Annotated in this window: 8 protein-coding genes; 7 read left to right on the top strand and 1 reads right to left on the bottom strand. The window is 72.3% G+C overall.

Annotation, left to right across the window (positions count from 1 at the left end):
* The 7 genes from Q0R63_RS13255 to mscL form a co-directional block, all read left to right on the top strand.
* Positions 1-1303, top strand: a 1303-nt coding sequence (locus Q0R63_RS13255; RefSeq protein ID WP_295698012.1) for a potassium/proton antiporter, incomplete at its 5' end; no start/stop codon positions are given.
* Positions 1304-1431: 128 nt separating this feature from the next.
* Positions 1432-1899, top strand: coding sequence for an FmdB family zinc ribbon protein (locus Q0R63_RS13250; RefSeq protein WP_295698009.1), 468 nt, complete (start codon positions 1432-1434; stop codon positions 1897-1899).
* Positions 1900-1940: 41 nt separating this feature from the next.
* Positions 1941-3158 (top strand): GNAT family N-acetyltransferase, encoded by a 1218-nt coding sequence (locus tag Q0R63_RS13245; RefSeq protein ID WP_295698007.1) that lies wholly within the window; start codon positions 1941-1943, stop codon positions 3156-3158.
* A 224-nt stretch (positions 3159-3382) separates the two neighbouring features.
* A complete protein-coding gene (locus tag Q0R63_RS13240) occupies positions 3383-4195 on the top strand; it encodes an SDR family oxidoreductase (RefSeq protein ID WP_366521131.1) in 813 nt (270 codons plus the stop codon).
* 152 nt (positions 4196-4347) lie between these two features.
* Positions 4348-5220: an S-methyl-5'-thioadenosine phosphorylase gene (locus Q0R63_RS13235; RefSeq protein ID WP_295698004.1), complete on the top strand. Its 873-nt coding sequence runs from the start codon at positions 4348-4350 to the stop codon at positions 5218-5220.
* Positions 5217-5900 carry an SAF domain-containing protein gene (locus tag Q0R63_RS13230; RefSeq protein WP_295698002.1) on the top strand — a complete coding sequence of 228 codons (684 nt, stop codon included), beginning with the start codon at positions 5217-5219 and terminating at the stop codon, positions 5898-5900. The genes Q0R63_RS13235 and Q0R63_RS13230 overlap by 4 nt, the downstream gene beginning before the upstream one ends.
* 96 nt (positions 5901-5996) lie before the next feature.
* Entirely contained in the window at positions 5997-6428 is a 432-nt protein-coding gene (gene mscL, locus Q0R63_RS13225; protein ID WP_295698000.1) for a large conductance mechanosensitive channel protein MscL, read from the top strand.
* 75 nt (positions 6429-6503) lie between these two features.
* On the opposite strand, the gene Q0R63_RS13220 is transcribed toward mscL, so the two are convergent.
* A partial coding sequence (locus tag Q0R63_RS13220) for a hypothetical protein (protein WP_295697998.1) occupies positions 6504-6746 on the bottom strand: 243 nt, incomplete at its 5' end.

Below are 6746 nucleotides of genomic sequence, written 5' to 3'. Positions count from 1 at the left end.
GCTCGGGTATGCCGCGCTCATCCTCATCCTCGCCGAGGGCGGCCTCACGACCCAGTGGTCGGGCATCCGCCGGTCGGTGGCGCCGGCTGCAGTCCTCTCGACCGTCGGCGTCGTGGTGTCCGTGGTCGTCGTCGCGGTCGCGGCCCGCTACCTGCTGCACCTCGACTGGACCGTCGCGCTCCTCGTCGGGGCGATCCTCACCTCGACCGACGCGGCGGCGGTGTTCTCGGTCCTGCGCACCGTCCCCCTCCCCCGACGCCTCAGCGGGATGCTCGAGGCCGAGTCGGGCTTCAACGACGCGCCGGTGGTCATCCTCGTCGTCTCCCTCGCCGCAGAGTCCGTCCCCGGAGCGGCGCACCACCCCTGGTGGTTCCTCGTGCTCGAGGCGGCCGGCGAGCTCGCCGGCGGCGCCGCGGTCGGCCTGCTGATCGGCCGGTTCGGCGGGGCCGCGCTGCGCCGGGCCGCCGGCGCATCGTCCGGCCTGTTCTCCATCGGGGTCATCGCCCTGGTCGTCCTCGCGTATGCCGCGGCCGACACCGCGCACACGAGCGGCTTCCTCGCGGCATACCTCTCGGCGCTGGCGCTCGGCAACATGGGCCTGCCCCACCGGTCCGCGGTGCACGGGTTCTCCTCGGCCCTCGGCACGGTGGCCCAGATCGGCCTCTTCGTCCTGCTCGGGCTGCTCGCCAGCCCGGCGCGGCTCGCCGAGCGGATCGTCCCCGCGCTCGTGGTCGGGCTGGTCCTGCTGCTGCTGGCCCGACCGCTGTCGGTGATCGTCTCGCTGACCCCGTTCCGGATCGGCTGGCGCGACCAGGTGTTCCTCTCCTGGGCCGGGCTGCGGGGCGCCGTCCCCGTCGTGCTCGCCACGGTGCCCGCCACGCTCGGCACCCCGGGCACCGAGTGGATCTTCGACCTCGTCTTCGTCCTCGTGGTGATCTTCACGCTCATCCAGGCCCCGACCCTGCCGTGGGTCGCCCGCCGGCTGGGCCTCACCGAGTCCGTCCAGCAGGTCGAGCTGAGCGTCGAGACGACGCCGCTCGAGACGATAGGCGCCGACGTCATCCAGGTCACCGTCGGGGACACCTCCCGCATCCACGGCGTGGAGATCTTCGAGCTGCGGCTCCCGCTGGGGGCCAACGTCACGCTCGTCGTGCGAGACGGGAAGGGTTCGGTGCCGACCCCCAAGACGCCGCTGCGGCACGGCGACCAGCTGCTCATCGTCACGACGGCGGACGCCCGCAGCGCCGCCGAGGCCCGCATCCGCGCGGTCGACCAGGGCGGCCGGCTCGCCGGCTGGGTCTGAGCGAAGTCGACGACGGGACGGTCCGGGGCCTCCGGGAAGCACCCGTAGACTTGGGACGTTGACGAAGCAACCATCTCGACCCATCACGCAGGCGGCCAAGCCGTCCTGATCCATCGGAGGACCCCCAGTTGCCCACGTACGCCTACGCCTGTCGCGAGTGCGGGCACACCTTCGACGCGGTGCAGTCGTTCACGGACGACGCCCTCACCACCTGCCCCGAGTGCAGTGGCGCGTTGCGCAAGGTCTACGGCTCGATCGGGGTCAGCTTCAAGGGATCGGGCTTCTACCGCAACGACTCCCGCGCCTCCGCGAACGGTGCTGCGGCCAAGGCCGAGTCGAAGAGCGAGTCGGGCTCCGACAAGGGCTCCGACAAGGGCTCCGACTCCAAGGGCACCGACTCCAAGGGCACCGACAAGTCCTCGGACACGAAGGGCTCGGAGAAGAAGTCCGACGGGGCCGCCGCGGCGAAGAGCAGCGACAAGAGCGCCTCCGCCAGCTCGAGCAGCTCGGCGTCCGGAAAGGGGTCCGGCTCGGCCGGCTTCTCGGGCAGTTCAGGTTCTTCGGGCAGCAAGGCTTCGAGCACCTCCTCGTCCTGAGGGCACCGCGGGCTGCGGGCGGGCTCGGCTAGGTTTCCGGTATGCCTCCCGAGACCAGCCTGCCGCACCAGACCAGGCCGCTGACGCCGGAGGACGCCGCTCAGTCCCACGCCCTCGGGGCCGAGGCGTTCGGGCCCTATCCCGCGGGTCAGACCGCCCCCGCGCCGGGAACCTCCGCCGGCAAGCACGACTGGGGCACCTTCGTGGGCGGGCGGCTCGCAGCCCGGATGGCGACGCGCTCCTACGGCTCCTGGTGGCACGGAGTCGAGGTCCCCACCAGCGGCATCGCCTCGGTCGCCGTGAGCCCGGAGGCCCGCGGCGGCGGCCTGCTCACCGAGCTGTTCCGGGCCGCCCTCGCCGAGGCCCGCGAGCGGGGTGAGACCCTCTCGACGCTCTATCCGACGGCCCCGGGCATCTACCGCAAGTTCGGCTACGAGCTCGTCGGCTCGTATGACCTCGTCACCGTCCCGACGCTGTCCCTGCGCGGCCTGGCCGCCTCGCCGGAGATCGCCCTCCGCCGGGCCGAGGTCGCCGACATGCCGGCCGTCCGCGCGGTCTACGACGCCTGGGCATCGAGGCAGCACGGGCCGCTCACCCGGCGGGGTGAGTCCTTCACCGAGACCGACGAGGAGGTCCTGAGGGAGTTCACGGGGGTCACGCTCGCGACCGACCCGAGCGGCTCCGTCGTCGGCTACGCGAGCTGGGAACGCGGTCCGGGCTACGACAGCGCCTCGTGGATCCGGGTCCTCGACCTGCTGGCCGTCGACCCTCGCGCCTACCCCGCCCTCTGGCGCTTCTTCGGCGGGTTCGCCAGCGTCACCGGCGAGATCCGCTTCCGCACCTCCGGCGCCGTCGGCACCGACGAAGCGCGGTTGCACCTGACCACCGACGTCGGCCGGGTCGTCGACAGCCGTCCCTACATGCTGCGGGTCGACGACGTCGCCGCCGCCTTCACGGTCGCGGTGGCAGACGGCCGATTCGCTGACGTGAGGAGGGAGTTCGCCGTCGTCGGCGACCTTCTCGGGGTGCAGGACGGCAGCTACCGCCTCGAGGGCGACGGGTGCGTCCGCACCGGCGCGGCCCCCGAGGGGGGAGACCTCCCGACCTTCGCCCCCCGCGGCCTCGCCCTGTCGTATGCCGGGGTGCAGTCGGCCGCCAACCTGCGGCAGCTGGGCCTCCTGCACGGACCGGCGGACCACGACGCGGTGTTCGACGGCTGGTCGGGCGGTGCCCCGGTGCACGTCCGCGACTACTTCTGATCGGACCGCCCACTGTCCAGGTCGCGGCGTTCGGGCGACCATGGAGTCGCAGCACCTGCGCGGGCGAACGCCTGCCCGACGAAGGAGACGCTCCATGCCACGCCCGCCCATCTCTCTCACCGTTCCGGACCTGACCGGGAAGCTCGCGCTCGTCACGGGCGCGAGCGACGGGGATCGGGTGCCACATCGCCGCCCGGCTCGCGGGCGCCGGCGCTGAGGTGCTGATGCCCGTCCGCAACCGGGCCAAGGGCGAGGCTGCCGCGCAGCGCATCCTCGAGCGGACGCCCGGCGCGCAGCTGTCCGCCCGGACCCTGGACCTGTCGTCGCTGAGCTCCGTGGCTGATCTCGCCGACCAGCTGCTGCAGGAAGGGCGACCGCTCGACATCCTGGTCAACAACGCCGGGGTGATGACCCCGCCGACCCGCCAGGTCACCACGGACGGCTTCGAGCTGCAGTTCGCGACGAACCACCTCGGGCACGTCGCGTTGGCGGCGCGGCTGCTGCCGCTGCTGCGCGAGGGGAAGACGCACGTGGTCACCCAGGTCTCGCTCTCCGCGAACCACAACGCCGTCAACTGGGAGGACCCGAACTGGGAGACGGGCTACGACGCGTTCACGTCCTACAGCCACATGAAGATCGCCCTCGGGCTGTTCGCGATGGAGCTCCACCGCCGCAGCACGGCGCAGGGGTGGGGCCTCCGGAGCAACCTCGCGCACCCCGGGATCTCGCCGACGAACCTGCTGGCCGCACAGCCCCAGATGGGCCGGCCGGACGACACCGTGCGCGTGAGAGCCATCCGCGCGCTGTCGCGTCGCGGGATCCTGTTCGGCACCGCGGAGTCGGCGGCGCTGCCTGCTGTGTATGCCGCGACCAGCCCCGACGCGAAGGGTGGCCTGTTCTACGGCCCCGAGGGATTCCAGCACCTGCGCGGCGCGCCGGCGGAGGAGCCGCTCTACAGCCGGCTGGCCAGCCCGGAGGACGGCCGCAGGATGTGGGAGATGTGGGAGCGGATGGTCGGCGTGAGCTTCCCCGAGTGACCTCACGGCCCGAGTCGACCGCCGATCGTCTGCACCTGCCGACGACCTGAGGCTGAAGGAGTTGTCCCCACCCCCCTCGCCGCAGACCCCACCGTCCACAGGCGGGGACGGCGGCATACCGGCGGCGGGGCGGTGCCGCATAGGGTCGCCGTATGACGACTGACGCGACCACCCCCAGCGCGGAGACGTCCACGCCGACCACCTCCCGGGCCGAGATCGGGATCATCGGCGGGTCGGGATTCTACGAGTTCTTCACCGACGCCGAGCACGTGCGCGTCGAGACACCGTTCGGCGACCCGAGCGACGACCTCGTCCTCGGTGAGGTCGCCGGGCGCCGGGTCGCCTTCCTCGCCCGGCACGGGCAGGGTCACCGCTTCCCGCCGCACCGGGTGAACTACCGGGCCAACCTCTGGGCGCTGCGGTCCGTCGGGGTGCGGCAGGTGCTGGCACCCTGTGCCGTCGGGTCGTTGAAGCGGGAGCTCGGCCCCGGGACCATCGTCGTGCCCGACCAGGTCGTCGACCGCACCTGGGGGCGGGCGCACACGGTCTACGACGACATCGGGCCGGTCGTGCACGTCGGCTTCGCCGACCCGTACTGTCCGCGCGGACGTGCGGCGGTGAACGGCGTCGTGCAGGAGTCCGATCTGTCGCTGGCCGAGACCGGGACGCTCGTCGTCATCAACGGGCCACGGTTCTCGTCGCGGGCCGAGAGCCAGTGGCACCAGCAGGCCGGCTGGAGCGTCGTCGGCATGACGGGTATGCCGGAGGCGTCCATCGCTCGCGAGCTGGCGATGTGCTTCACGACCGTCGCGATGGTGACCGACCACGACGCCGGTGTCGAGGGCGAGTCGGGCGTGACCCATGACGAGGTGCTGCAGGTGTTCGCGAAGAACATCGAGGGCCTCAAGGGGGTCCTCGCCAGGGTCATCCCGGCGCTGCCGGCGGCCGCGTCGGACGCCGAGGCGACGTGCCCGTGCCGTCGCGCCCTCGACGGGCTGCAGCTGCCCATCACGCTGCCCACGTGAGTGATGACCGCGAGCCGGCAAGGTGGCGCGAGCGCCTGCCGTCGATCCTCGGGTCGCGCACGCGCCGCGCCGCATGGCAGCGGACCAAGGCCCGACGGGTCCTGTCCGGGGTGCTGGCTGGGGCTGCGGTCTGGCTGATCGGAGCGCAGCTGACACCGCATCCGGTGGAGGTCGGCGTGCCGGTCGTCGTCGTCGCCCGAGCCGTGCCGATCGGCATTGCGGTCTCCGGCTCGGACGTGCGGACCGAGCTCCGACCACCGACGCAGCGACCGGAGGGCGCCCTGACGACAGCCCAAGAAGCGGACGGACGGGTCGCGGCCGGACCGCTCGCAGTTGGTGAGGTGCTGACGACCGGCCGGTTCACGGGCCCGGCCCTGCTGACCGGCCTTGCTGCCGGACTCGTGGCGATGAGCGTGCCGTTGCTCGACCCGGGCATCCTGCCGGCGGTGCGGCCGGCCGACTCGGTCAGGGTGCTCGCCCCGGGCACGGGTCAGACCATCGCGGCTGGGGCGCGGGTGCTCAGCGTCGATCTGCCCGACCCCGGGCTGCTGGGCACGGATCCCGGATCCTCGGGTCGCCTCGTGCTGGCGGTCAGCACGGACGAGGCCCGCGCCCTCGCGGCCGCGATGGCCACGACGACCGGGGTCACCGGGTTCGTCCTCGCGCTCCAGCCGCCGTGACCCGCGGTTACGCCCATGCATCCGGCTGATCTTCGCTAGCGTGGTCGCCGATCCGACCCCCACCCGGCGGGGAACGGCAACCGAAAGGCCTTCTCCATGATCAAGGGCTTCAAGGACTTCCTGCTCCGCGGCAACATCGTCGACCTCGCCGTCGCCGTCGTCATCGGCACCGCCTTCGCCAAGGTCGTCAGCGTCGTCATCAGCAACATCATCAACCCGTTGCTGGCCGCCATCGTCAGCGGCTCGAGCCTCGGTTTCGGCCCGACGCTGCGCAAGGGCAACGCCAAGACGTTCATGGACTTCGGCGGCATCATCAACGAGCTGATCGTCTTCACCCTCACGGCCGCCGTCGTCTACTTCATCGTCGTCGTCCCGATGAACCGCATCATGTCCCTGCGCAAGCAGGGCGTGGAGCCCGAGCCGGCAGCGCCGTCCGAGGACGTCATCCTCCTGCAGGAGATCCGTGACCTGCTGCGCAACCAGAGCCTCGAGGGCCGACGGGACCTCCCCCCGCTCCCCCAGGCCTGACCCGGCCACCCGCCAGCCCTCCGGATTGGGGTGAAAACGCGTCATCGATGACGCGGCCTCACCCCGATCCGGGGGTCAGTCCCGGCCCCAGTGCGGCGGCCTCTGCTCGCGGAGCCAGCTGTCGTGGGAGCCCTGGACGACGCTCGAGGGCTTGTCCTCTCCCCAGCCGGCGTCCGTGTCGTCGCGGGTCTGCCCGGCCACATCGGTGACGTCGCCGGCCGTCGACCGTCGGGAGGCGCGCCGGCGTCGCCGGGTCTTCGGGGCGTCGCCGACCTCGGTGACCTGGGCTGAGTCGTCTGATCCGCCTGCCTCGACGAC

It is taken from the genome of Lapillicoccus sp. (genome assembly GCF_025353065.1).
Lineage (GTDB): Bacteria > Actinomycetota > Actinomycetes > Actinomycetales > Dermatophilaceae > Lapillicoccus.
Note: the sequence above shows the minus strand (reverse complement) of the source record. Positions and strands in the feature narration are given on the sequence as shown.

Bases quoted from the DNA above. Each gene is read 5' to 3' on its own strand.
- Q0R63_RS13245 (WP_295698007.1), top strand. From the start codon at position 1,941: ATGCCTCCCGAGACCAGCCTGCCGCACCAGACCAGGCCGCTGACGCCG.
- Q0R63_RS13240 (WP_366521131.1), top strand. From the start codon at position 3,383: ATGCCCGTCCGCAACCGGGCCAAGGGCGAGGCTGCCGCGCAGCGCATC.
- Q0R63_RS13235 (WP_295698004.1), top strand. From the start codon at position 4,348: ATGACGACTGACGCGACCACCCCCAGCGCGGAGACGTCCACGCCGACC.
- mscL (WP_295698000.1), top strand. From the start codon at position 5,997: ATGATCAAGGGCTTCAAGGACTTCCTGCTCCGCGGCAACATCGTCGAC.